We start from the raw sequence: 23146 nt of genomic DNA on the forward strand, positions 1-23146 counted from the left end.
TTGACCGCCGGCGATGCCCGACCGCGGACTCCCGTCTACATGGCCGCCGAACGGGTAACTCGTCATGGGAAGACAGCCGAGACTGCGAAACGAGGCGTGCAATGGCGGCGAATGAGGTCAGCGACTTCTTGCTGGAACGACTACGCGACTGGGGGGTAGAAAAGGTATTCGCCTACCCGGGCGACGGGATCAACGGCCTGCTCGCGGCCTGGGGGCGCGCCGACAACCAACCGACCTTCATCCAGGCACGGCACGAGGAGATGGCCGCTTTCGAAGCGGTGGGTTACGCGAAATTCAGCGGCCGCCTTGGCGTATGCGCGGCGACCTCGGGGCCCGGGGCAATCCACCTGCTCAATGGCCTCTACGACGCAAAACTCGACCACGTGCCTGTGGTGGCGATCGTCGGGCAAACCAACCGCAGCGCGATGGGCGGCGCATACCAGCAAGAAGTCGACCTTTTGAGCCTGTACAAGGACGTGGCCAGCGATTTCATCCAAACGGTCATGGTGCCCGAGCAGCTGCCGAACGTGCTGGATCGCGCCATCCGCACGGCGTTGACCAGGCGCGCGCCGACCGCGCTCATCGTTCCCGCGGACGTTCAGGAACTCAAGTATTCGGCGCCGGCACACGAGTTCAAGATGGTGCCGTCCAGTCTCGGATTTGAGCAACCCGTAGTCGAGCCCGCGCGCGAGGGTCTGCACAAGGCCGCCGACGTGCTCAATGCCGGCGAGCGGGTCGCGATGCTGATCGGTTGCGGTGCGCGCGGTGCGGTCGCCGAGGTCACCCAACTCGCCGATGTGCTGGGTGCCGGCGTCGCCAAGGCGCTCCTGGGCAAAGATGTGCTTTCCGACGAATTGCCTTGGGTCACAGGCGCAATCGGCTTGCTGGGCACTCGGCCGAGCTATGAGCTGATGCGCGATTGTGACACGTTGCTGACCATCGGGTCGAGCTTTCCCTACTCACAATTTCTTCCGACGTACGGCGCGGCGCGCGGCGTACAGATCGACATCGACCCCGCGCTGATCGGGATGCGTTACCCGAACGAGGTGAACCTGGTCGGCGACGCCGCCGCGACGGCACGTGCGTTGTTGCCCTTGCTGCAACGCAAATCCGACCGCTCGTGGCGAGAGACGATCGAGAACAATGTGGCGCGCTGGTGGGAAACCATGGCGAAGGAAGCCAATGTTGCCGCCGATCCGATCAATCCGATGCGGCTTTTCGCCGAGCTGTCGCCAAAGCTGCCCGACGACGCAATCGTCACTGCCGACTCGGGCTCGGCGGCGAATTGGTATGCGCGCCAACTGAAGTTCCGCGGGAACATGCGCGGCTCGCTGTCGGGAACGTTGGCCACCATGGGACCTGGCGTTCCCTACGGCATCGGCGCGAAGTTCGCTCATCCCGGGCGCCCGGTCATCGTCTTCGCCGGTGACGGTGCCATGCAGATGAACGGCATGGCCGAGTTGATCACGATCGCCCGCTACTGGCGACAGTGGGCGGATCCGCGAATGGTGATCGGCGTGCTGCACAACAACGATCTCAACCAGGTGACCTGGGAGCTGCGGGCCATGGGTGGGGCCCCGAAGTTCGCCGAGTCCCAAACCCTGCCGGAGGTCGATTACGCCGGTTTCGCCGCCAGCTTGGGCCTCGGCTCGGCGACACTGACCGAACCCGATCAGATCGCGCCGGCGTGGGATCAGGCGTTGCGGGCCGACCGACCGACCGTGCTGGACGTGCACTGCGACCCGAATGTCCCGCCGGTACCGCCGCACGCCACTTTCGACCAGATGAAAAGCGCCGCTGCCGCCGTCCTTAAGGGTGACGAGGACGCATTCGGGCTCCTCAAGGAGGGCGTCAAGATCAAAGCGCAGGAGTTCATGCCGCACCGGGAAAGCAGCAGGCGATGAGCGAAGCCGGTGGCGCCGCGCGACTGGCGCCGCTAGCACCGCTTTCCGGCATGCACGCCGCCGTGGTGACCGATGCCACATGTTTGAGGAAGGGGTCATCCGGAAACACGCCTACCGGGGTAGTCCTGGACCGTGGATGCGGGTGAGTCCGCGTCGCGATCCAGCCCTGCGGCTGAGTGCACTTGAACGAGCGCGGTCGCCAGGTAAGTGAAAACAGCGACAGGGAGGAAGTAAATGGGCGAGAAGAGTGGACCCAAGGAAGCAGTCGAAGGCGTGGTCGAAGGCGTCAAGGGTAAGGCGAAGGAAGTTATCGGCGCCGTCGCGGGTCGCGACGACGTGAAGCGCGAGGGCGAGGCGCAACAGGACAAGGGCGACGCTCAGCGCGACGCGGCGAAGAAAGAGGCCGAGGCGGAATCCGCCCGCGGCGGGGCTGCGGCGGCCGAAGAGCGTCAGAAGGCGAATCAGTAGCCTGCTAGGCGAATTGGGCCCAGTCCGAGACTCGGACTGGGCCCAATTCACTTGGGCGGGCACTCTTCAGCCTGCAGCGCGATAAAGCCAGCGTCAGCGGGTTTCGAATTGTAGCCGGGTCTGTGCACTGCGCAGGTCATCGACGAACGATTCGTACGTCTCGTCACGGCGGTCGCTACGATCACGCAGAACGGCCGACGGGTGCAGCGTAGCGGTGACGAGTGGTTTCGCGTCCACCTCTGCGGCCAGCGTCGCGGGCAGGCGCAGGAGTTCGCCGCGATGCGCGGTGACACGAAACGCTGTGCCCAACAACGATTGTGCGGCGGTGGCTCCAAGACAGACGATCAATTGCGGTCGCAGCGACTGGATCTCAGCGAACAACCATGGCTGGCATGCGACCACTTCGGTGCGGCCGGGTTTCTGGTGTATGCGCCGCTTGCCCGCTCGGTTGAACTTGAAATGCTTGACCGCATTGGTCTGATACGTGCAAGCGGGATCGATTCCCGCGTCACCAAGCGCCCGCATCAGCAGCCGCCCGGCCGGACCGACGAACGGCAGTCCTTCCAGATCCTCCCGGTCCCCTGGCTGTTCGCCCACGAGCATGATCGGTGCGGCGGAGTCGCCATGGCCGAAGACGGTCTGGGTGGCATTCTCATAAAGTGCGCAACCGCGGCAACCGCTGGCCGCGCGTTTCAGCGAACTTAGCTCGCGGTCGTCGGGCAGATAGCGTGTCGCTCCGCGTGCTGCTGAAAGATCTTTGTCTTCAACGGCTTCGGGCACGACGATTTTGTTTCTTAATCGCGGCGACGAGTTCAGATTTGTTCATGGTAGAACGGCCGTGGATATCGAGTCGCCGGGCGATATCGAGCAGATGTCTCTTGCTGGCGTTGGCGTCGACGCCCTCTTCCGAGGGCAACGGGTTGTCCAGGCCGCCGCGCTCGGCGCGCTTATCGGAGGGCCCCTTTTCCTCCTTCGCCTCCCAGTGGTCGCCGACTTTCTCGAAACTGTGCTTGACGGCGGCGTAGGCCACTCGGTGCGCACGCTCCTCGCTGCCGTATTGATCCGCGGCCGAGTCGTGCGCTTTGGCAAACGTGCGCTGCGCCTTGCCACTGGAGCGCCGCAACGTGCTGGGCAGCTCGCTTTTCTTTGCGTCGCCGCTCTTGGTGGTCTTCGGCATCCGATCCCCTCACATTTCGGTTGGCTCGTGCTGCACCGCGTCATCGAGGCGGCGTGAACTGGTTGCCCGGTTCGATCCGGTTTGATTGGTTCTACGCCGGGCTGAGTGTGCCATTTGCCGGTGCTACCCGGTGCCGTTCAAGCCGAAACGCAAAGTCGGCCTGACCTGCACGGGCGGATTGGTGTCGCAATCTCCGGGGTACCCGGACCGTCATGGATCAGTCGCAGGCGCCACTACTGGATGCGTTGCTCGACTATCACCGCCGTGGGCGTTACGGTTTCACCCCGCCTGGCCATCGCCAGGGTGCCGGCACCGACCCGCGCGTGCTCGCCGTGCTGGGCAAGGACCCGTTTCGCAGCGATGTGCTTGCCACCGGGGGGCTCGACGATCGGTTGACCCGGGGGAAGGTTCTGGCGCGGGCAGAGGAACTGATGGCCGAGGCGGTCGGGGCAAAGACAGCGTTCTTTTCCACCTGCGGCAGTTCGCTGTCGGTGAAGGCCGCGATGATGGCCGTGGCCGGTGGCGCCGATGGTGGGCTGCTCGTTGCCCGCGACAGTCATAAGTCGATCGTTGCCGGGCTGATCTTCTCCGGTGTGCAACCCAGGTGGATAACCCCGCGGTGGGATAGCGAGCACCATTTTTCCCATCCCCCGTCGCCTGAGCAAGTGCGCGCCGCGTGGGAGGACCATCCCGACGCGGCCGGTGCCCTCATTGTCAGCCCCAGCCCGTACGGCACCTGTGCCGACATCGCGGCCATCGCCGATGTCTGCCACGAGCGTTCCAAGCCGCTGATTGTCGACGAGGCATGGGGAGCGCATCTGCCCTTTCACGAAGATTTGCCGACGTGGGCGATGGATGCGGGCGCCGACGTCTGCGTGGTCAGCGTCCACAAGATGGGTGCGGGCTTCGAGCAGGGATCCGTGTTTCACCTGCAGGGTGATCTGGTCGACCCGGAGCGTCTGTCGTCGTGCGCGGATCTGCTGATGACCACGAGCCCCAATGTGATGGTTTACGCCGCCCTTGACGGTTGGCGGCGCCAGATGGTCGAGCACGGGCATGACCTGCTGTCCGCGGAGCTGGACCTCGCGGCTGATCTGCGCGCACGTCTGGTCGAGATCGCTGACGTGGAAGTTCTGCAGGACGAATTGTTAGGGGCCGAAGCTTCCTGCGATCTCGACGTCACGCAAGTGTTGATGGATGTCTCGGCGACCGGGACATCGGGATACCAGGCCTCGGACTGGTTACGCGAAAACTGTCGACTCGACCTCGGCCTCAGTGACCACCGCCGAATCCTGGCGACCATGTCATTCGCCGACGACAAACACACCGCAGACCGACTCGTAACTGCGATGACCGAATGGCGCAGCGCTGCAGAGGATTTCGAGCACCCGCCATCGATACAACTGCCGTCGCCGAGCCAACTGCAGCTGGAGAGCGTTCAACTGCCACGCGACGCGTTCTTCGGACCGACCGAGATGGTGCCCGCGGCAGAAGCCGCCGGCCGTGTGGCGGCAGAGCAAATCACTCCCTACCCCCCGGGCATTCCCGCTGTTGTTCCCGGAGAACGCCTCAACGACGCGGTGATTGACTATCTGCGGTCGGGAGTACAGGCGGGCATGACACTGCCCGATCCCGCCGACAAAACCGCCCAGAATTTCCGGGTGGTCGCCTAACGCCGTAAAGACCCGGCGGCACGATTCCGCTTCGCGGAGTTGCGCAAGCTGCGGTTGCTCGATCTCAGGTCGGTGTTGTCCGCCGACAGCGCGGCGTTGTCGTCCTCGAGGGCAAGGATGCGGGCCACGCCGGCGAGATTGATTCCCGCGTCGATTAAGGCGCTGATGCGCTTCAACCGAGCCAAGTCGTCGGCGCTGTAACGTCTCGTTCCACCCTCGCTTCGCGCCGGTGTGATAAGTCCATATCGCTCATAAAGGCGCAGCGACTGCACCGCGATGCCGGACAGTTCGGCGGCCACGGAGATGTTGTACACGCCGTGGCCGGGTGCGGGCGCACCGGTATCAGCGGGACGATCGGTCATCGAGTAATCTCCCTGCTCGCCTTCGTACAGAAAACCTGTTTATCATACTTGCGCTGCCGTGTCGACAGTGTTATAAGAAGTCTATGTCATCTGACATAGAAAACGAGTACCTGCTACAGCAGATTGGAGTGAGAGGTGACCGCGATGCTGATGCGTACCGATCCGTTCCGTGACCTGGACCGTTTCGCCCAACAGGTGCTGGGCACCGCCGCCCGCCCGGCCGTAATGCCGATGGACGCATGGCGCGAAGGCGAAGAGTTCGTCGTGGAGTTCGACCTTCCGGGCATCGATGCCGACTCGCTGGACATCGACATCGAGCGCAATGTGGTGACAGTGCGCGCCGAGCGACCGGGCGTGGATCCCGATCGCGAAATGCTGGCCACGGAGCGGCCACGAGGGGTGTTCAGTCGCCAGTTGGTGCTCGGTGAAAACCTCGACACCGAACGGATCGAGGCTTCCTATCAGGAAGGCGTGCTGAGACTGCACATCCCGGTGGCCGAAAGGGCCAAGCCGCGCAAGATCTCCGTCGGCCGCGGCCAAGGGCATCAGGCCATCAACGGTGACGCGGCGAAACGCGAAGTTATAGACGCCTGAGAACCCGTTCGCAGCGCGGCGACCGCAAGTCCGCCCGGGTTGACCGACCAATGAAGCCGGCATTTGCGGTCGCCGCCCGGCGGCGGGTGTCGCCAGGAAGTTCCCCGAGCGCCATTGCGGCGCAATACGTTTAGATCGTTCTCGGCGTTCAGCAGTCAGCGCCCCTCCCACCGACGCCGCCGTCGTCTGCCTGTCTGATGTTCGGTCTGCAGCACTGAACTGAACCCCAGGAGAACACGACCATGAAATGGGATCTCGACGGCCAATCTGCCGACGTCGAACAAGCGTTGGCGGGCGGTGCGCCGCAGCGAGTGGGCTGGTTTCGGTTCTATTTTGCCGACCAGCGGTGGGAATGGTCAGAGCAGGTGCAGCGGATGCATGGTTATGAGCCCGGTAGCGTGGTCCCGACCACCGATCTGGTGCTCTCCCACAAACACCCGGATGACCGCGGGCAGGTCGCGGCCACTATCGACGACATCCTGCACACCCATGAGGCATTCAGCACCCGCCACCGGATCATCGACACCAGTGGAGGTGTGCACCACGTCATCGTCGTCGGTGACCAACTTCGCGGCGAGTGCGGCGAGGCGATCGGAACCCATGGCTTCTACGTCGACGTGACACCGGAGCCGGCGCAAGCGCACGAAGACCTCGTCACGACCAGGTTGGCCGAGATCACCGAGCAGCGTGCCGGCATCGAGCAGGCGAAGGGCATGCTGATGCTGATCTATGGGTTGGATGATGCTGCCGCGTTCAACTTGCTCAAGTGGCTGTCCCAGGAAGCAAATGTCAAGCTCCGCGCGTTGGCCGAGCAAATCGCGAAAGAGTTTCGCAACGCCGGTCCCAACTTCACTTCGCGATCCGAGTTCGACCAATTGCTGCTCACGGCTCACCAGCGCATAGGTGGAGGCGCTTTAGCAGCAAAGCAATGACACTGAGCACCGCTCAGCTCGATGACCCTTCGGTGTCATCGAAGAACGACCAGTCCCCGTCGTCATTGACCTCCATACGCCAGCCCAATTCCGAATTGTCGGCGACGGAGTCGACGAACCATGCGTGCGCGTCCGCTGCGGTCTCAATCTCCTTGGTGGCAACGACCTGTCCGCGCGGGTCGATAACTCTGTACTCAGCCATGCGGTAGGGGTTATCCAGGACGCGACGTTTCAATCGCGAGCACTGAGATCTTGGCCAGGTCTAGCGGTGCTTCATTGCATCGGAACCGGTGCGGGCTTCCCCTCGGCGATCAACCGCTCGCCCAATTCGTAGTTGTCGTCGGAGTTGCAGGTGAGGACGCCGACCACTGCACCCCCAGCCTCGTACCAGACCGTGAACCCGTCGGAATGCTCCTGCATCCGGCTGCGTTCGTAACCGTCTCCCCAGGCATGGTATTTCACCGTAACGTCGCCGATGGACGTCCAAAACCCTGGTACACCATCCCATCTCGCAGACTGGGCCGCCGCACATGCCCCCGCGACTGCGCCCTGGTCCGTGGCGTCTTGCCAATGTTCGACGGCCAAGTGGCGTCCAGCGACGTCGTGGCGGGCCAACGCGACGTCGCCCGCGGCATAGATTCCGCGCCGCGAGGTCGCCATATCGGAGCCGACGACGACTCGGGAGTCACTTACCCGAAGTCCGGCCTCGGCGGCAATACGACTTTGTGGCGTGACACCGGTGGCCGCGAGCACCAGATCGCAGTCGATCGTGACACCGTTGTCCAAGCGCACGCCCGCCTCGGTGATGGCCTCGACGGCGACCCCGCCGACATGACGGGCGCCCGCCACGGTCACGAGGTCGCGCAGGCGTTCAGCGGCCTGGCTGCCCAGCCGCGCTTCCTGCGGAAGGGGTTCGGGCGCAACCAGGGTCACCGCCACCCCGCGCAGTGCCAACGACGCCGCGGCCTCGCAACCGATGAAGCCCGAGCCGATCACGACGGCCGAGTCAGCGACCCCGGCGGCTTTGCGCAGCACGTTGGCGTCGGAAAACGAGCGCAACAGAAGGGCCCGTTGCCCGCCGGGTATCGCAGGGGCAACGGGGGCGGCGCCAGTGGCCAAGATCAGGGTGTCGAACCCGTGGCGTTGATCGCCGACGTACACGGCGCGCTCGTCGAGATCCAACCGGTCCACCGCGGCACCCAAATCGAGCTCGATCGCCCTGTCGTCGAACCATTGCGCGGAGTGCAACGCGACGTCGTCCGTCTCGCCGCGCAGGAATTCCTTACTCAATGGCGGACGGGCGTACGGCGGGTCGGTGTCGGCACTGAGGATTCGCACCGATGCGTGGGCGTCGTGTTCGCGAAACGACTCAGCGGCCGCTACCCCGGCCGGGCCGCTGCCCACGATGACGACGGCGGGTTGGTTCATCGACCAGTGATACCCGCGTCGCGCAGACCCAACCTCAGTGCCGGTGATGAGCGCGCGGCTGTGACGTTTCGACCCGCCGCGGACGGGTATCACGCACCATCTAACCAACTGTTCGGGCGGGAGTTTCGATGAAAGCTGTTACATGGCAGGGCAAACGCGACGTGCGCGTGGAGACCGTGCCCGACCCTAAGATCGAAAATCCCACCGATGCCATCGTCGAAGTGACGTCAACGAACATCTGCGGGTCCGACCTGCATCTGTACGAGGTCCTTGGCGCGTTCATGAGGGCGGGCGACATCCTTGGCCACGAGAGTATGGGGATCGTCCGCGAGGTGGGCGGCGAGACGGGTGACCTGCGGCTCGGAGACCGCGTCGTCATACCCTTCCAGATATCCTGCGGCAGCTGTCACATGTGCGACCGGCACCTCTACACGCAATGCGAGACCACCCAGGTGCGTGATCAAGGCATGGGTGCGGCGTTGTTCGGCTATTCGGAGCTGTACGGTGAAGTCCCCGGCGGCCAAGCCGAATTGCTGCGCGTTCCGCAGGCGCAGTTCACTCACATCAAAGTGCCTCAAGGACCGCCAGATTCGCGGTTTGTGTACCTGTCCGACGTCTTGCCGACCGCGTGGCAGGCGGTCGCCTACGCGGATATCCCGGAGGGCGGCTCGGTTACCGTGCTCGGGCTGGGCCCCATCGGAGACATGGCCGCCCGCATCGCCCATCATCTCGGTTTCCGCGTCATCGCCGTCGACCTGGTATCGGAACGGCTTGCCCGGGTGGCTCGGCGCGGCATCCACACCATCGATCTGAGCCGTCTCGATGCTTCCCTCGGTGATGCGATTCGGGACCTGACCGATGGGCGGGGCACGGACTCGGTGATCGACGCGGTCGGCATGGAGGCGCACGGTTCCCCGGTGGCGCGCCTCGCGCAACAGGCGACCACGCTCCTACCGGATGCGCTTGCCAAGCGGATGATGCAGACCGCCGGCGTGGACCGGCTCAGTGCGCTGTACTCGGCCATCGATATCGTGCGGCGCGGCGGGACGATCTCATTGGTCGGCGTGTACGGCGGTATGGCCGACCCCTTGCCGATGCTCACACTCTTCGACAAGCAGATAACGCTGCGAATGGGTCAGGCCAACGTGAAGAAATGGGTCGACGACATCATGCCGTTGCTGACCGACGACGATCCGCTGGGCGTCGACACTTTTGCCAGCCACGTGCTGCCCCTGCACGAGGCTCCTCACGGTTACGACATCTTTCAAAAGAAGCTTGACGGCGCTGTCAAAATCACCCTCCGGCCGTAACAGTCCCGCGGGGGCATGAGACGGTTCAACGGTGCGCAACACTGGTCGCGGCGATCGCCGGTATACGCGCTCCTCCGAAATTCGGTGCGCGTCAGACACAAGTCAGGAGACAGGGTGGCTAATGACGTCCGTTCGTTGAGCACCGCTCCTGCGGCCGCAACCCCGACTGACCACGAGGAGGTCTGGCCCGGAAAGGCCTACCCGCTGGGAGCCAGCTACGACGGCTCGGGAACCAACTTCGCCGTCTTCAGTGAGGCTGCCGAGCGGGTCGAGCTGTGCCTGTTCGACGACGAAGGCAACGAAACCAAGGTGGTCCTGCCCGAAGTCGACGGATTCGTCTGGCACGCCTTTTTGCCCAGTGTCCAACCCGGTCAGCGCTACGGGTTTCGGGTCCACGGTCCCTACGATCCGTCCAACGGGCAGCGATGCAATCCCAACAAGCTGCTGCTGGACCCGTACTCGAAGGCGATCGACGGGGTCTTCCAGTGGGGCCAGTCATTGTTCAGCTACAACTTCGGCGATCCCGACAGCCGCAACGACGAAGACTCCGCGGCCGGCATGCCCAAGTCGGTGGTGATCAACCCCTACTTCGACTGGGGCGTGGATCGCCCACCCGGCCACGAGTACGCCGACAGCATCATCTACGAGGCCCACGTCAAAGGCCTGACCCAGACGCACCCCGACATCCCCGAACGCAGCCGGGGCACCTACTCGGCGATCGCGCACCCGTCGATCATCGATCACCTCACCGGCCTGGGCGTGACCGCGATCGAGTTGATGCCGGTGCACCACTTCGCCAATGACTCCACGCTGATCGAGAAGGGACTCACGAACTACTGGGGCTACAACACAATCGGCTTCTTCGCCCCCGACTCCAAGTACGCCGTGGCCGACACCCCCGGCAGCCAGGTCCAGGAATTCAAGACGATGGTGCGAACGTTGCACGAGGCCAACATCGAGGTGATCCTCGACGTCGTCTACAACCACACCGCCGAGGGCAACCATCTGGGACCCACGCTGTCGATGCGCGGGATCGATAACGCCGCCTACTACCGCCTCGTCGACGACGACCGCAAGTTCTACATGGACTACACCGGGACCGGGAACAGCCTCAACGTCGGCCATCCGCATGCCCTGCAACTGATCATGGACTCGCTGCGGTACTGGGTGACCGAGATGCATGTCGACGGGTTCCGGTTCGACCTGGCGTCCACCCTGGCCCGCGAGTTCTACGATGTCGACCGGCTGTCGGCCTTTTTCGAACTCGTGCAACAGGATCCGATCGTGAGCCAGGTCAAGCTGATCGCCGAACCGTGGGATGTGGGGCCAGGCGGATACCAGGTCGGCAACTTTCCGCCACAATGGACCGAGTGGAACGGCAAGTACCGCGACACTATTCGCGACTTCTGGCGCGGTGAGGACGCCATCCTCAGTGAATTCGCGTCCAGGCTCACCGGGTCGGCCGACCTGTACGAGCAGACCGCACGGCGGCCGGTGGCGTCGATCAATTTCGTCACCGCCCACGATGGGTTCACGCTGCGAGACCTGGTGTCGTACAACGAGAAACACAACCAAGCCAACGGCGAGGACAACAACGACGGTGAATCGCATAACCGGTCCTGGAACTGTGGCGTAGAAGGCCCGACGGACGACCCGGATGTGAATGCGCTGCGCGCCAGGCAACAACGCAACTTTCTGGCGACGACGATCCTGTCCCAAGGCGTTCCGATGATCTGTCACGGTGACGAGCTCGGCCGCACTCAGAATGGCAATAACAACGGCTTCTGTCAGGACTCCGAACTCACTTGGATCCACTGGGACGACGCCGACACCGACCTCATCGAGTTCACCAGTTCGGTTGCCGCTATCCGGGCCGCGCATCCGGTGTTTCGCCGGCGACGCTTCTTCACGGGGGCCCCGGTACGCCGTCGAGGCTCTGCCGGCATCCCGGACATCTCCTGGTTCCGGCCCGACGGCACCGAGATGAGCGACGACGACTGGGACGCGGGTTTTGGCAAATCGGTCGCGGTTTACCTCAATGGCCTGGGCATTCCCGGCACCGACGCGCGCGGACAGCGAATCACTGATGACTCATTTGTGTTGTGCTTCAACGCTCATCACGAACCGATCGACTTCGTCCTGCCCCCTGACGAATTCGGCGAGGGCTGGATATCCGTCCTCGATACCGCCGGTGCCGAGCACCCCGAACCCGTCGGGGCCGGGGCCACGGTCACGATCGATGCGCGTTCGGTCGTGCTCCTGCAGGCCACGGACCAACACCCCTGAGGGCGAGCAGACGCAAACGTCCCCGCAAACACGCATTTTCGGGGACGTTTGCGTCTGCTCGTCGGCGAAGCTGAGCCCTGGCTGCCGCACTGGGGATGGGACTTGCGGTGTGCACGAACTGGTTTCGGCGTCGTCTTACAGGTTTCCTGGCCTTTGTTGACACAGGTGATTGGATTGAGCCATAGCGCGGGCGTCACAGGGGACGAGGTGGGGCAATGAAGCGGCTCAGCGGCATGGACGCCATGCTCTTGTACAGCGAGACGTCCAACCTGCACACACACACGCTCAAGGTCTTGGTCATCGACGCGAGCGAGTACGACGGCGAGTACACGTTCGAGGTGTTCCGCCGCGCGGTCCAACGTCGATTGCATCTACTGGAACCACTGCACTACCGCCTGGTGGATATCCCGTGGCGGCTACACCACCCGATGTGGATGGAGAACTGCGAGGTGGATCTGGACTACCACCTTCGGCGGGTCCACGTGGTCAGTCCGGGCACCCGCCGTGAACTCGATCAGCTGATCGGCGATATTGCCAGCACGCCGCTGGACCGTGGCCGCCCGCTGTGGGAGTTCCACTTCGTCGAGGGGTTGGCCGATGACCGCTTCGCTCTGATCGGCAAGGTGCATCACGCGCTGGCAGATGGAGTGGCTTCCGCCAATCTGCTTGCCCGACTGATGGATTTGGTGGGGCCGGACGATCCTGACGACGGCCGGGCGGGCAAGCCTCCATGTGCGACGCCGACCAAGCCTCAGTTGCTCTGGGCAGCTCAACTCGATCACTTCCAACACATGGCCGCCCTCCCCCAGCTGCTCAGCGACGCCGCACGCGGAATGATCCGATTGCGGCGCCGGTCACGCGAAAGACGCGACCAGCCAGAGATGGCGCAAATCTTCAACACGCCGCCGACCTTCCTGAATCACGTGGTATCTCCGCGCCGGACGTTTGTCACCGCCGCGTTGTCGCTGGCCGAAGTCAAGGAGACTGCCAAGCAGCTGGGGGTGACGTTCAACGATGTCGTGCTCGCGATCGCTACGGGAGGATTGCGGGAGCTACTGTTGCGATATGACGGCAGGGCCGATCGGCCCATCCTGACGAGCGTGCCGATCAGCACCAACAAGTCGGCGCAACGAATTGCGGGCAACGAGATCGGCGGCCTCATGGTCTCGCTGCCCGTGCACGTCGACGACGCCTTGGAGCGGGTACGGTTGATAGCGCTGTCAACCTCAATCGCCAAAGAGGACAACGAGTTACTGGGCCCGGAATTGCAGAGCCGGATGATGGAGTATCTGCCGCCGCCGTTTGCGCCGGCCATGTTCCGACGCCAGGGTAAGCGCACCGCGCACAACAGACTGATGAATGTCGCCGTTTCGAACGTGCCCGGTCCTCGCGAACGCGGTCACATCGGTGGGGCGCCGGTCACCGAGATCTACTCGGTCGGCATCCTTTCCGCCGGCAGTGCATTCAATATGACGGTATGGAGTTACGTCGATCAGGTTGATGTCGCGGTGCTGTCCGACGACAAGACGTTCAACGATCCCCACGAGGCCACGGATGCGATGATTCATGCGTTCGCTGAAATACGGAGTGCTGCCGGCTTTTCCGGTGCATCCACTCGACTCGCGACCGCAATGGCGCCGGCCACCGCCGGCTGAGGGTGTCATCGCTCGACCAGCCGGACCCACCGGCAAGGACCGCGCCTTTATCGGTGTGGGCGAACTCGATCTAGATCGATGCTTAACGGGTTGTCGCTTCCGGCTGCTCCGCGTCGGCAACGGTCAACGGCAGCGCCAGTTCTTCCAGTGGGCGCCGTTCGGCCGCAACGCCCAGCCACAACTCGACCAGTCCCGCGGCCGCCATCACCACGGCACCGATGAGGAACGACCAGACCACCTGACCGCGCTGCCCGGAATTGATCAGCTGTCCGAAGAGCAGCGGCCCGCTGATGCCGCCGATCGCGGTTCCCACGGCGTAGAAAAATGCGATCGCCAGCGCCCGGGTTTCCATCGGAAAAATCTCGCTGACGGTCAGGTACGCCGCGCTGGCACCCGCCGATGCGAAAAAGAACGCGACCGCGAGCACGGCGATGAACGTCCAGGCGCCACCGGTCTGGGTCACGAACAGCACCGCGAGAACAACGGCGACGACGGCAGAACCGAGGTAGGTCATGGTGATCATCGGTTTACGGCCGACGGTGTCGAACAGGTGGCCGAGCAACAGGGGGCCGGCGAAATTGCTCAGCGCCCACAGGATAAAAAATAGCGGCACCCTGCCGGATGGGACTCCGTAAAACCCGCTCAACAGCGTGCCCAGATTGAACGTCACGCCGTTATAGAGAAACGCCTGCCCGGTGAACAGTGCCAGTCCAAGTGCCGCCCGGCGCGGATAGAGCGTAAATGCCACCCTGGCGATTTCCCGGAACGAGATCGTCTGGCGCTGCCGAATTTTCAGCGGCTTGCCGTGTGGCTCGGGTAGCGGTTGCCCGGTTTCCCGTTGTACCGCCTCTTCTATTTCGCCGACGGTCCGCTCGGCTTCCTGATCGCGTCCATGAATGAACAGCCACCGTGGGCTTTCCGGGACGTTGCGCCGTACCAGGAGCACAAATATGCCGAAGATGGCACCGATCCCGAACGCGAGCCGCCATCCGATGTTGGCCGGGAAGTTCGACGTGTCCAGCAGCACCAGCGCACCGGCCGCGCCCGCGGCCGAACCCAGCCAGTACGTCCCGTTGATCACCAGGTCCACCCGGCCGCGGACGCGAGCGGGGATCAATTCGTCGATCGCCGAGTTGATTGCAGCATATTCGCCACCGATGCCAGAACCGGTGAAGAAACGCGCGACGAAGAAATACCAAGGCGCGAAGGCGAAAGCGGTCGCCACGGTGGCGGCCAAATACACCGCCAGGGTGAGGATGAACAGATTGCGGCGCCCAAAGCGGTCGGTCAGGTGGCCGAAGAATAGGGCACCCAAGCAGGCGCCGGCGATGTAAAACGCCGCCGCCACGCCGATCTGTGCGGGCGTCAATTCGATGCCGCTGCCCTTCTCCGTGAGGCGAGACGACACGTTACCGACCATCGTGACCTCGAGCCCGTCGAGAATCCAGACACCGCCCAGGCCGATAACGACGCGCCAATGAAACCGCGACCAGGGCAGCCGGTCCAGCCGCGCCGGGACGTGCGTTGTGATGATTCCGGTTTGTACGCCTTCGCTCATCGTTGCTCCGTTCTGGTCGGAAGAGATCTACCCGCCACCGCGTACCGGCAAGCCTTGCAGCCCTCGTCGGGCCTGCGTGTTCACGTCGAAGTCGACACGCTTTACTATCCCCCCATGCCGATCCTCGGGAATGCCACTGTCGTCGCAGCAGAAGTGAAACGCTCGGCCTCCAACGCGTTGCGCGTACAGCTCACCACCGCCGACGGCACCCAATTGGCACAGGCCCAGCAAAAAGGCGGAGCGGCCGTGTTACTGGGGTTCAAAAACGGCGGCAAAAGCGCATACACCCTGTCGTGCGCCAACGGCGAGCAGCTCGGGCTCGCTGTGGCAGGTACGACGACCGTCAGCAACGGCGGAGCTCCGGTGGGCAGAATCGTGCCGGCCGACGGCGCTGCGCGTCTGGAAAGCGGTACCGGCAGCGTCCTGGCCGTGCTGAGGCCGCACAGCGGAACGAAGGCGGACAGCGCCTGGCACCATCAGATCCTGTCCCCTTCCGGTCACGAACTCGGCGTGCTCACCCTGATGACGACCCATTTCGGCTGGACCGACGTCCAAACCGAGGCCACTCAACTGCTGCTGAACCAAAACGTCGGCAGCCTGAAGACGCCATCGGCCGGTGCGATGCTCAGACTGTCCGCGCCGGCGACCTCGGAATTGGGCGATATGTTGGCCGCGGCCTGCGTCGACTTCGCCGTGCTACCGCGCGGATACGTCGCCTGACCTTCGACGACGTCTCGACAGCGGATAGGTTGCCGCCCAACGCTTGCCCCATCGTCACGAATCCTGCGAGATTCTTGTTCTCGCCCGCCCTCGGTGAGCCCGCGGCAGCCTGTCAGCCCGGTTCGCCTTCGGGTACCAAATCAATGGTGCGCGAGGGTGTTTGGGCTCGCAGGGCCTGCCGCCCGGCGCGTTCGTTGAACCCGAACCGGGCATGCAGCCGGGTCAGCGGGTTGGGCGCCCACCAGTTGACCCGGCCGAGCACATGCATGAACGCCGGCACGAGCAGCATTCGCACCAGTGTGGCGTCGGCCACCACCGCTACCGTCAGGCCGAACCCGAACAACCGCATGAACGACACCTGTGAGGCGGTCAATGCCGCGAAGGAGATCGTCATGATCAGGGCCGCCGCCGTGATCACCCGCCCGGTATGGGCCACACCACGCGCAACGCTCTCGTCGTTGGCCCCCCAGCCGTGGTGCGAGGCCAGCCAGTACTCCCGAATCCGCGACATCAGGAACACCTCGTAGTCCATCGAAAGGCCGAAAGCGATGCAGAACAACAACACCGGCAGCTCCACTCCGACCGTGCCGGTCACCGTGGTACCCAGCCCGCCCAGGTGCCCCTCCTGAAAAACCCACACCAGCGCACCAAACGCCGCGGTCAACGACAGGATGTTCATCAGCACCGCCTTGACGGGCAATACCACGCTCCCCGTCAGCAGGAACACCAGCACCAGGGTGATCACCGCGATGATCGTGAGCACCAGCGGCAGGCGCGAGGCGATCGCGTGCACGCTATCGCGATTACTCTCTGCCTGGCCGGCCAGCTGCACCGGTCTGCCGGCCGGAGTCGGAACGGCGTGCAACCGGTCGAGCTGCACGGCCGAGGCGGCGGTGTACAGCGGCGCCGTGGTAGCCACTGTCAGGAAGCCGCTACCGCCTCTGATCCCACTGGCCGCCGCCGGCGGTCCGGGCTGCATCGCACCCCTGACGAAAGTGCCTCGCGGGGAGGAGACCGACGACACGTCCGGCACCCGTGAGAGGGCGGCGGCGTAGGCATCCAGATCCGGAAGGCTCAAATCGGTCGCGTTCGGGAGAACGACGGTGACCGCGGGGATCCCGTTGCCGGGGAAGTCGTTCCGTAGCTGGTCTCCGACCTGGCGTGCCGACGCCGAGGTGGGCAGTATTCGGTCGTCGGCGAAGCCCCACTGCACATGGCGGAAGGGTGTCCCGAGCACCAGCAGCACTGCTGTGACGACCATGCCGATCGGAATAGCATCGCGCATAACGGCTTTCGTCCATCGGTACCAGAACCATTGCTCGACGGGCACGGGTTGCGGTTCTCGGCGCCGCAGGATGCGTCGGATCACCCCACGCACATCCAACGCATCGAGACGCCCGCCCAACAGTACGATCGCGGCGGGCGTCACAACGATCGCCGCGACCGAGGCGAAGGCGACCACCGTAGCGCCCGCATAGGCGAACGACTTCAAGAAGTATTGTGGGAACACCACCATCGTCGCCATCGACAACGCGACCGTCATCGCCGAGAACAAGACCGTGCGGCCGGCTGTGGCGATGGTGCGGATCACTGCCGCATCACGAGTCTGGCCCTCTGCCAACTCATCTCGGAAACGGCTGAGAATCAGCAACGTGTAGTCGACGGCCAGCGCCATGCCCATGGCAACGGCCAGGTTCAGCGCGAAGGTGGACACGTCGGTGAACAGCGAGATTGCCCGCAGCGACGCCATCGAGCCGAGAATCGCAAAGATGCCGAGGGTCACCGGCATCGCCGCGGCGATCAACCCGCCGAAAACCCAGACGAGCGCGAGAAAACTCAGCGGCAGCGCCAGCGATTCCATGAACAAAAGGTCTTTTGCGGTTTGCGCGTTCACCTGCCAGGCGACGGTGGCGTCTCCGCCGGCGCGCACGGTGACGCCGTCGCGGTCGTGAACGAGCTCGTCGGACAGGTGCTTGGCGTCGTTCGGGGCATTGATCTCGTCACCGGAGATGGCGGCGACGATCAGTCCCGTCCTTCCATCCTTGCTGATCAACGAGTGCGCCGCGGCGGGCGGCGCACTCCATGGCGATAACACCTGCGCGACGTTGCGCGAATGCTGCAGCCGCTGAACGAGATCGGTACCGACTGCGCGGGCCTGGGGTCCTAGTGCACCGCCCGCGGAGTTGACCGTGATCAACAAACCCATATCGCCCTGGTCAAACTTGCGGGAGAGCAGATCCGAGGCCCGCGACGATTCAGCGCTGGGATCGAGCCCTCCACCGGCCGACAACACGTGGATGACCGGGATGCCGAAGATCGCGGCGCCGATCATGACCAGCACCGCCGTGGCGAGCACCCGGCGCGGGGCGGCGATGGCTAGTCGAGCGATTGCGGTCAGCACGACACTCCTTAGCGCGGGGCGAGTTCATGTTCGATCAGTTCGCGGAAGATAGGCATGCGGAGAGGGTCGGTGGGCAACGACGAGAACGCTGCGCTGCCCCCGTGCCCGCAGCAGGTTAGTCATGACGTGCCCGCCGACCCCCGGACGGTTTGCGAGTCAGGAACCCGTGCCCTGCGCCAACCTCTCGCGCAGGCTCTTCGGCCGTATGTCGGGCCAGTTCTGTTCGATGTAGTCCAGGCACGCGGCCCGGGTGGCCTCCCCGTAAACCACTCGCCAACCGGGCGGCACGTCAGCGAATACCGGCCAGAGGCTGTGCTGCTCCTCGTCGTTCACCAACACGAAGAAGCTGCCATTGTCGTCATCGAAGGGATTGGTACTCACTCGTTCTCCTAACCGCTAGTAAATGGGTCAAGACCAGACCGGCGAGCGCGGAACCGTTCACGAGGTAGAACGCTGTCTACAGATCACGGACCAGCGACGTCAACATAGCACCAGCAACCTTCATCAGAGGCAATCCGCACCGCTCTCGATTCCAACATCGGGCCGCGCGTTACTCCCGACACCACGTACGTTGCGGCACACCGCTTGTGACTTGTTCGCACATATCCTGCGGAATCCTCGCGTTTGCTCGCTGCGAATGAGCAGACGGGCGGTCAGTTGACGTCGGAGCGCGGCGACTCTTCCGGAGTCCAGGCCAACGGCTGTCCGGGATGGCCGGGAAACAGATAGTCGATGAAGGCCGCGGCCGTGGGTTGTGGTTCGTGATTGGCCAGTCCCGGGCGCTCGTTGGCTTCGATGAAGGCATAGTCGGTGCCAGTGACGTCGGGCACAACCAGGTCGATGCCGGTGACCGGGATGCCAACCGCCTCAGCCGCAACCACCGCGACCCGACACAGCTCGGGGTTGACCTTGGCCGTGACATCGTGGATGGTGCCGCCCTGATGCAGGTTTGCGGTGCGCCGCACACAGAGCCGATCTCCTTGGGGCAGAACATCATCCAGCATCCAACCGGCTTCGGCGACGGTGGCCTCGGTGATGTCGTCGAGCGGGATTCGGGACTCACCACCGGTGGCCGCGGAGCGCCGTCGACTCTCGGACGCAATCAACTCTCGCACGCTGCGGTCACCCGTGCCGATGATCTCGGGCGGCATCCGCAGCGCGGCGGCAACTACCCGGCCGTCGATCACCACCAGCCGAAGGTCGTCGCCGGGCATCCGCTGCTCAATCAGTACCTCCGGGTGTTGTTGGCGCGCCCGCGCCAGGGCGGCGGCAAGCTCGTCGGGACCGTTGTCGGCGGTAACGCCCACGGTGATGCCTTTACCCTGCTCGCCACGCGTCGGCTTGACGACGACCTCCCCGACCTCGGTCAAGAACTCGAAATCGTCCTCGTCGAAGGTCGCCAGGCGAGCGCGAGGCACGGTGACGCCGGCATCGGATACAAGGCGCCGGGTCAGGCGCTTGTCGTCGCACCGGCACATCGCGATCGCTGAGGTGAACTCGGACAGCGATTCCCTGGTGATCACACTGCGCCCGCCGTAAGTCAGGCGGATCTCGCCCGTCTCGGCATCAAGCACCTCAACCCAGATTCCACGGCGCAGCGCCTCGTCGGCGATGATCCGAGCATAGGGATTGAGATCGTCAACCGTCTCCGAATGCGCGGTGAACAGCGGCTCGTTGATCGCGTTCTTCCGTTTGATCGCCAGCACCGGAACCCGGCGAAAGCCCAGCTTCTCGTAAAGGGCTGTGGCAGCGGCATTGTCATGGGCTACCGACAGATCCATGTAGGCGCGGCCCTTGCGACGGAAATGCTCGGCCAACGCCCGGGTCAGGGCTTCGCCGACCCCGGGCAATGCGGCGCCGGGGTCCACCGCCAGGGTCCACAAGCTGGATCCGAGCTCCGGATCGGAAAACAACACTTCATGGTCGACGCCAGTCACCGTGCCCACGACTGCGCCGTCGTCGTCACGCACCGCGAGGAGGTATTCCACCGCATCCGAATGCAGATGGTTGTCCCAAATCGTGTCGACGGGCGCCGGGACCATTCCACAGCGAACGTAGACGCGATTCATCGCATCGGCGTCGACCGGGTCGTTCAGTGTGCGCACTGTGAAGCCCACGGGTGCGGGGCCCACGTCTTCGGGATGTGAGCCGGATGCAAAACGCAGCCGATACGTGTGGCTGGGGTCGATGAAGAGTTCGGTCGAGGCCCCCGCGACGACGACGTGCGATTCGCGTGCGTAGATGCAGATGTCGCGCCGGCCGGGCGCTTCCCGCCGCATCGCCTCGGCCAGCGTGTTCGAGTCGGCGAAGGTCTGGCCGAAAATGAGTCGGCCCCAACCTAATTCGAGTTCGACGTCCTTCGCCATCGCGGCCACCAGATCCGGCGGCGAGGCGTCGTGCAGCCCTAGGGTAATCGCCTCGGTGTGGTCGTCGGAGGGATCGATAACGCTCATGCGGCGGGCCCTGTCACGCCGTGGCGCTGCAACCAGAGCTCAAGCAGGGCGAGCTGCCAGAGCTCGTTGCCGCGCAGCGGGGTCAGTCTGCGGTTCGGGTCGGCCAACAGGGCCTCGACCGCATCGGCACGAAACAGGCCGCGCTCCTTGGCGATCGGCGCGTAGAGGGCGTCGCTGACCATATCGAGGTAGGGCCCCTCGAGGTGGGTCAGTGCCGGAACCGGGAAGTAGCCCTTGGGTCGATCGATGACCTCCGACGGAATCACCCGACGCGCGGCCTGTTTGAGGACGCCTTTGCCGTCGTGGGCGATCTTCAACTCCGGAGGGCAGGTCGCCGCCAGCTCGACCAGTTCGTGGTCGAGGAAGGGAACGCGTCCCTCCAGCCCCCAGGCCATGGTCATGTTGTCCACCCGCTTCACCGGGTCGTCGACCAACATCACCGTTGTATCGAGCCGCAGCGCGCGGTCGATGCCGGTCTCGGCGTTCGCCTGCGCGAAATGCTCGGTGACGAAGCGTTCGCTCGGATCGCCCTGCGCGACGTTTCCCGGCGCCAGCAGCGCCTCAACGCCGGCGACGTCGCGATCGAAAAATGCGGTCCGGTAGGCCGCGACCGATCCCTCGAGGCTGCTTGCGGCCGGCGAACCCATCGGGGGGTACCAGTGGTAGCCGGCGAACACCTCGTCGGCGCCCTGACCTGACTGCACCACCTTCACGTGCCGCGAAACTTCCTGACTGAGCAAGTAGAAGGCAACGCAGTCGTGGCTGACCATCGGCTCACTCATCGCGCCGATCGCCCCATCGAGCGCGGGCAGCATCCGGTCGGTTCCGATGCGGATCTGGTGATGGTCGGTGCCGAAGCGTTCGGCGATGATGTCCGAGTACTGGAACTCGTCGCCCTGGACGCCGCCGGCGGACTCGAAGCCGATGGAGAACGTCGAAAGCCCGTGCTGACCCGCCTCGGCAAGCAGGCCGACGATCAGGCTGGAGTCCACGCCGCCCGAAAGCAGGCAACCGACGGGCACGTCGGCGACCAGCCGGCGCTCGACCGCGACGCGCAGCGAGGACAGCACGGCGTCCTCCCAGTCGCGCTCGGACCAGTCCGAGCGGTCGTCTTGCCTGGTGAACTCGGCCGTCCAATAGGTGGTGGTCGTGCGCCGGCCGTCGGGCTCGATCGCGATGAGGGAAGCCGGCGGGACCTTACGCACTCCGCGCAAGATCGTCAGCGGGGCGGGCACCACGGAGTGAAACGTCATGTAGTGGTGCAGCGCGACATGGTCTATCCGGGTATCCACGCCACCCCCGGCGAGCAGCGCCGGCAGCGACGAGGCGAACCGGATCCGGTGGCTGTCCTCCGTCAGATACAGCGGTTTGATACCGAGCCGGTCCCGACCCAGCAGAACGCGACCGCTGTCTCGTTCGACGATGGCGAAGGCGAACATGCCTTTGAGACGGCTGACGAAATCGTCGCCCCAGCGGTGGTAGGCCTTGACCAGCACTTCCGTGTCGCTGTGCGAAAAGAACCGGTAGCCGTCGCCTTCGAGGTCGCGGCGCAGTTGCTTGTAGTTATAAATGCAGCCATTCCAGACGATCGCCAGGCCGAGGTCGGAATCGACCATTGGCTGGGCGCCGGCTTCGGTCAGGTCAATGATCTTGAGGCGACGATGCCCTAGGGCGACGCGGCCCTGTGACCAGGCCCCCGCCGCATCCGGCCCCCTGGGTGCCAGCACAGCAGCCATCGCTGTTACCGCCGCTAAATCAGGCACCCGGCCGTCGAGTCGCACCTCACCGGTGGCTCCGCACACCTCCTTGACCATACCGGGGGCGATTCCGACACGCGCGCTGCGGGCGGCACACGGCTAGACCACGGACTACCTCGACTCCTCGTACGGGACTCAGACACCGGTACCGATGGACACCCGGGTGCCGGAACCGGCAGCCAGTAAGCACACCGGCACCCCAAGAATGCTCCAAGGCGTGTGCCGCAATGTCGCTGTCTGGTGGTGAGGAATTCACGACAGTCAGGCTGCCGCGCTTTGATCGACAGGGCGTGGGACGTGTGACACTCAGCCTGTACTCCCGACATGAGCCTGAGGGAACAATGGAGCAGTATGAGGAACATCGCTGGCACCGCAGCCATGATCGCTGGGTTGGCACTAACTTTGGTTCCGCTTGCCGGAGCTGACCCCGCAGCAGGGCACGGCACGTACGTGAGAATCCAGTCACCA

At 64.3% G+C, this 23146-nt stretch carries 19 protein-coding genes; 9 read left to right on the forward strand and 10 right to left on the reverse strand.

Annotated elements, in window-relative coordinates; all coding sequences use genetic code 11:
- Positions 1-101 precede the first annotated feature (101 nt).
- Both JO236_RS20725 and JO236_RS20730 read left to right on the forward strand, forming a co-directional pair.
- A complete protein-coding gene (locus JO236_RS20725) occupies positions 102-1904 on the forward strand; it encodes a thiamine pyrophosphate-requiring protein (protein ID WP_293334914.1) in 1803 nt (600 codons plus the stop codon).
- A gap of 234 nt (positions 1905-2138) precedes the next feature.
- Positions 2139-2372, forward strand: a complete 234-nt coding sequence (locus JO236_RS20730) for a CsbD family protein (RefSeq protein WP_293334917.1) — start codon at positions 2139-2141, stop codon at positions 2370-2372.
- A 93-nt stretch (positions 2373-2465) separates the two neighbouring features.
- On the opposite strand, the gene JO236_RS20735 is transcribed toward JO236_RS20730, so the two are convergent.
- Complete coding sequence (locus JO236_RS20735; protein WP_293334920.1) at positions 2466-3152, reverse strand: UdgX family uracil-DNA binding protein; 687 nt, start codon at positions 3150-3152, stop codon at positions 2466-2468.
- Positions 3136-3549 carry a ChaB family protein gene (locus tag JO236_RS20740; protein WP_293334923.1) on the reverse strand — a complete coding sequence of 138 codons (414 nt, stop codon included), beginning with the start codon at positions 3547-3549 and terminating at the stop codon, positions 3136-3138. The genes JO236_RS20735 and JO236_RS20740 overlap by 17 nt, the downstream gene beginning before the upstream one ends.
- Before the next feature lie 212 nt (positions 3550-3761).
- Here JO236_RS20740 and JO236_RS20745 point away from each other — a divergent pair, with 212 nt between their 5' ends.
- Positions 3762-5222, forward strand: a complete 1461-nt coding sequence (locus JO236_RS20745; RefSeq protein ID WP_293334925.1) for an aminotransferase class I/II-fold pyridoxal phosphate-dependent enzyme — start codon at positions 3762-3764, stop codon at positions 5220-5222.
- Here the strand turns inward: JO236_RS20745 and JO236_RS20750 are convergent.
- Positions 5219-5584, reverse strand: coding sequence for a MerR family transcriptional regulator (locus tag JO236_RS20750; RefSeq protein WP_293334928.1), 366 nt, complete (start codon positions 5582-5584; stop codon positions 5219-5221). The genes JO236_RS20745 and JO236_RS20750 overlap by 4 nt on opposite strands.
- A 144-nt stretch (positions 5585-5728) precedes the next feature.
- Between JO236_RS20750 and JO236_RS20755 the strand changes: the two genes are divergently transcribed.
- Together JO236_RS20755 and JO236_RS20760 are read left to right on the forward strand one after the other, a co-directional pair.
- Complete coding sequence (locus tag JO236_RS20755) at positions 5729-6178, forward strand: Hsp20/alpha crystallin family protein (RefSeq protein WP_293334931.1); 450 nt, start codon at positions 5729-5731, stop codon at positions 6176-6178.
- A 242-nt stretch (positions 6179-6420) separates the two neighbouring features.
- On the forward strand, positions 6421-7110 hold the full coding sequence (locus tag JO236_RS20760) for a PAS and ANTAR domain-containing protein (protein WP_293334933.1): 690 nt from the start codon (positions 6421-6423) through the stop codon (positions 7108-7110).
- A 13-nt stretch (positions 7111-7123) separates the two neighbouring features.
- On the opposite strand, the gene JO236_RS20765 is transcribed toward JO236_RS20760, so the two are convergent.
- Both JO236_RS20765 and JO236_RS20770 read right to left on the reverse strand, forming a co-directional pair.
- The gene (locus JO236_RS20765) at positions 7124-7312 is read right to left on the reverse strand and encodes a hypothetical protein (protein WP_293334935.1); all 189 of its coding nucleotides are present in this window, start codon (positions 7310-7312) and stop codon (positions 7124-7126) included.
- 71 nt (positions 7313-7383) lie between these two features.
- Positions 7384-8538, reverse strand: coding sequence for an NAD(P)/FAD-dependent oxidoreductase (locus tag JO236_RS20770; RefSeq protein WP_293334938.1), 1155 nt, complete (start codon positions 8536-8538; stop codon positions 7384-7386).
- 128 nt (positions 8539-8666) lie between these two features.
- On the opposite strand from JO236_RS20770, the gene JO236_RS20775 reads away from it, so the two are divergent.
- From JO236_RS20775 to JO236_RS20785, 3 genes are all read left to right on the forward strand, one after another.
- Positions 8667-9848 carry a zinc-dependent alcohol dehydrogenase gene (locus JO236_RS20775; protein ID WP_293334941.1) on the forward strand — a complete coding sequence of 394 codons (1182 nt, stop codon included), beginning with the start codon at positions 8667-8669 and terminating at the stop codon, positions 9846-9848.
- Positions 9849-9983: 135 nt separating this feature from the next.
- Positions 9984-12134 carry a glycogen debranching protein GlgX gene (gene glgX / locus JO236_RS20780; protein WP_293335065.1) on the forward strand — a complete coding sequence of 717 codons (2151 nt, stop codon included), beginning with the start codon at positions 9984-9986 and terminating at the stop codon, positions 12132-12134.
- A 215-nt stretch (positions 12135-12349) separates the two neighbouring features.
- Complete coding sequence (locus tag JO236_RS20785; protein ID WP_293334944.1) at positions 12350-13789, forward strand: WS/DGAT/MGAT family O-acyltransferase; 1440 nt, start codon at positions 12350-12352, stop codon at positions 13787-13789.
- Between the two features lie 82 nt (positions 13790-13871).
- Here the strand turns inward: JO236_RS20785 and JO236_RS20790 are convergent, their stop codons facing one another.
- On the reverse strand, positions 13872-15347 hold the full coding sequence (locus JO236_RS20790; protein ID WP_293334947.1) for an MFS transporter: 1476 nt from the start codon (positions 15345-15347) through the stop codon (positions 13872-13874).
- Between the two features lie 114 nt (positions 15348-15461).
- Here JO236_RS20790 and JO236_RS20795 point away from each other — a divergent pair, with 114 nt between their 5' ends.
- Complete coding sequence (locus JO236_RS20795) at positions 15462-16067, forward strand: hypothetical protein (RefSeq protein ID WP_293334950.1); 606 nt, start codon at positions 15462-15464, stop codon at positions 16065-16067.
- Between the two features lie 112 nt (positions 16068-16179).
- Here JO236_RS20795 and JO236_RS20800 read toward each other — a convergent pair whose 3' ends face one another.
- From JO236_RS20800 to JO236_RS20815, 4 genes are all read right to left on the reverse strand, one after another.
- A complete protein-coding gene (locus JO236_RS20800; protein ID WP_293334953.1) occupies positions 16180-18468 on the reverse strand; it encodes an MMPL family transporter in 2289 nt (762 codons plus the stop codon).
- A gap of 156 nt (positions 18469-18624) precedes the next feature.
- Positions 18625-18849, reverse strand: a complete 225-nt coding sequence (locus JO236_RS20805) for an MbtH family protein (RefSeq protein ID WP_293334955.1) — start codon at positions 18847-18849, stop codon at positions 18625-18627.
- A 272-nt stretch (positions 18850-19121) separates the two neighbouring features.
- On the reverse strand, positions 19122-20921 hold the full coding sequence (gene ngg / locus JO236_RS20810) for an N-acetylglutaminylglutamine synthetase (protein WP_293334958.1): 1800 nt from the start codon (positions 20919-20921) through the stop codon (positions 19122-19124).
- Positions 20918-22723 (reverse strand): N-acetylglutaminylglutamine amidotransferase, encoded by a 1806-nt coding sequence (locus tag JO236_RS20815; protein ID WP_293334960.1) that lies wholly within the window; start codon positions 22721-22723, stop codon positions 20918-20920. The genes ngg and JO236_RS20815 overlap by 4 nt, the downstream gene beginning before the upstream one ends.
- Positions 22724-23146 lie beyond the last annotated feature (423 nt).

It is taken from the genome of Mycobacterium sp., from assembly GCF_019247635.1.
GTDB lineage: Bacteria > Actinomycetota > Actinomycetes > Mycobacteriales > Mycobacteriaceae > Mycobacterium.

What these genes read in the sequence shown, in the direction of transcription:
- JO236_RS20785 (WP_293334944.1), top strand. Translation starts at nt 12,350, where the DNA reads ATGAAGCGGCTCAGCGGCATGGACGCCATGCTCTTGTACAGCGAGACG.
- JO236_RS20765 (WP_293334935.1), bottom strand. Translation starts at nt 7,312, where the DNA reads ATGGCTGAGTACAGAGTTATCGACCCGCGCGGACAGGTCGTTGCCACC.
- JO236_RS20755 (WP_293334931.1), top strand. Translation starts at nt 5,729, where the DNA reads ATGCTGATGCGTACCGATCCGTTCCGTGACCTGGACCGTTTCGCCCAA.
- JO236_RS20795 (WP_293334950.1), top strand. Translation starts at nt 15,462, where the DNA reads ATGCCGATCCTCGGGAATGCCACTGTCGTCGCAGCAGAAGTGAAACGC.
- JO236_RS20730 (WP_293334917.1), top strand. Translation starts at nt 2,139, where the DNA reads ATGGGCGAGAAGAGTGGACCCAAGGAAGCAGTCGAAGGCGTGGTCGAA.
- JO236_RS20760 (WP_293334933.1), top strand. Translation starts at nt 6,421, where the DNA reads ATGAAATGGGATCTCGACGGCCAATCTGCCGACGTCGAACAAGCGTTG.
- JO236_RS20775 (WP_293334941.1), top strand. Translation starts at nt 8,667, where the DNA reads ATGAAAGCTGTTACATGGCAGGGCAAACGCGACGTGCGCGTGGAGACC.
- JO236_RS20770 (WP_293334938.1), bottom strand. Translation starts at nt 8,538, where the DNA reads ATGAACCAACCCGCCGTCGTCATCGTGGGCAGCGGCCCGGCCGGGGTA.
- JO236_RS20740 (WP_293334923.1), bottom strand. Translation starts at nt 3,549, where the DNA reads ATGCCGAAGACCACCAAGAGCGGCGACGCAAAGAAAAGCGAGCTGCCC.
- ngg (WP_293334958.1), bottom strand. Translation starts at nt 20,921, where the DNA reads ATGAGCGTTATCGATCCCTCCGACGACCACACCGAGGCGATTACCCTA.
- JO236_RS20725 (WP_293334914.1), top strand. Translation starts at nt 102, where the DNA reads ATGGCGGCGAATGAGGTCAGCGACTTCTTGCTGGAACGACTACGCGAC.
- JO236_RS20750 (WP_293334928.1), bottom strand. Translation starts at nt 5,584, where the DNA reads ATGACCGATCGTCCCGCTGATACCGGTGCGCCCGCACCCGGCCACGGC.
- JO236_RS20745 (WP_293334925.1), top strand. Translation starts at nt 3,762, where the DNA reads ATGGATCAGTCGCAGGCGCCACTACTGGATGCGTTGCTCGACTATCAC.
- JO236_RS20790 (WP_293334947.1), bottom strand. Translation starts at nt 15,347, where the DNA reads ATGAGCGAAGGCGTACAAACCGGAATCATCACAACGCACGTCCCGGCG.